1 protein-coding gene and 1 pseudogene are annotated in these 1,631 nt (G+C 51.2%); one reads left to right on the top strand and one right to left on the bottom strand.

Annotated features, from left to right (window positions below; genetic code table 11):
- Positions 1-450 (bottom strand): annotated as a pseudogene (locus BLU17_RS32035) (IS5 family transposase); the annotation flags it as partial.
- Between the two features lie 468 nt (positions 451-918).
- On the opposite strand from BLU17_RS32035, the gene BLU17_RS32960 reads away from it, so the two are divergent.
- Entirely contained in the window at positions 919-1,338 is a 420-nt protein-coding gene (locus BLU17_RS32960) for a hypothetical protein (RefSeq protein WP_143189412.1), read from the top strand.
- The last annotated feature ends 293 nt before the right edge of the window (positions 1,339-1,631 follow it).

Raw genomic sequence — 1,631 nt, 5'->3', positions numbered from 1 at the left:
TGGCACCCGTGACCGTGATGGCCAAAGGAACGCCGCGCGCATCTACGACGATGTGCCGTTTCGACCCGAGCTTGCCCCGGTCTGTCGGGTTGGGGCCGGTTTCCTGGCCCCCCGGGGGCTGGAAACACTGGCGGCATCAAGACTCGCCCGTTCCCAATCAATCTGGTCATGCTCACGCAAGCGGCGAAGCATCGCCCGATGCAGCTTCTCCCACACGCCTGCGGCTTGCCAGTCGCGTAGTCTTCGCCAGCAGGTCATCCCGCTGCCGAAGCCCAATCCTTTCGGCAAGTATTCCCATGGAATACCTGTTTGCAGGACATACAGGATGCCGTTCAATGCTGCGCGGTCGTCCACCGTCCGGCGGCGGCCTCCTTTGGGCGACGGCGTGAACACCGGAATCAGCGGCTCAAGCGCTGCCCATAACTCGTTACTGATTTTTCGTCTGGCCATACCGCCAGGATATGGCTTTCATGGCTTCACGTCCAGGTTGTGTTAGCCGCTCTAACACGCTCTTGCGTGGCGGAATGAAATTGGAAGGGACGTTTTCCACGCGAGTCATAGTGCGGCGGCTTACTGGGTCTGGCCGGGTAAATCGATGCCAACGCCGCATAATCCATCGCTGCCGCAAGTAGATAGCGCAAGTAAATACGCGGATATCGCCGGCATCAACGAAAGAAGGACGATTCAAACAAATTCCGGGATTAAGGTGTGGTATTACAATCAATCGTTTACGAACTGTGCTGCTGCGGTGAACTATCCAGGAGCTACAGGCCAAAATCCCCCAAATATGAATGGGTTGGTGGACAGGTCAACCTCTTTTACAAATGCACTAATTGTTCTGGAGGACGTCCCTGTCTTTAAATGGGTAAACCAGGAGGATCTGATGTGGCCTGAAAATTATTCGAGGAGGGTGATTTCGTGAAGAAGATTGTTCTGGCATGCTTCGTAATTTATTTCTTTATTGGAGAGGCTGGGGCGGAGCCGGTGAATCTTGAATCCAGCGACTTGAAGTCCAATCTGGCATTGCTGTCAGGTCAATGTGGATACGCGCTTTATAAGAATATCTCTGATCGAGTTGTCAAATCTTTATCGATCGTGACCGATAAAGTGGTTTCTGTTGACTTCTATATCGATATAACTTCTATGCACGCCGTTGAAGGAAAGCTCTCGTTTAGTTGTTTGGCGGCTGCATTAATCAAATCGCCTCAGAATTCTCTTCAGAAGACTACAGCAGCAGATGAAATTGCGCTCGAAGATACCGGTGGACGATATGCGCGCAACATTGTATGGCAAAGAAAATTTGAGGGGGACGGATGGGGGGAACTGTTGCTTACGTGAATTCTGTCTCCGGGGATAAATCAAGGCAATCAATTCCTGACTATTTTTTGATATGCCCGGACAAGGATGGATTGGCGTGCTTTGCGTTTGAGGTTGAGAAGGGATGGCTTAAAGGGAGGGAGAGCGATAAAATTCCAGAGTTTCTACATGGGATTGCGATTTCTAGTTCTTCAATGGTGATTCAAAATGCCCCTGATAAGAGCGGCTAACACAACCTGGACGTGAAGCCATGAAAGCCATATCCTGGCGACATGGCCAGACGAAAAATCAGTAACGAGTTATGGGCGGTGCTG

It is taken from the genome of Paraburkholderia lycopersici (assembly GCF_900096975.1).
GTDB lineage: Bacteria > Pseudomonadota > Gammaproteobacteria > Burkholderiales > Burkholderiaceae > Paraburkholderia > Paraburkholderia lycopersici.
The sequence above is the reverse complement of the archived record's forward strand: the minus strand, read 5'-3'. Positions and strand labels throughout refer to the sequence as shown.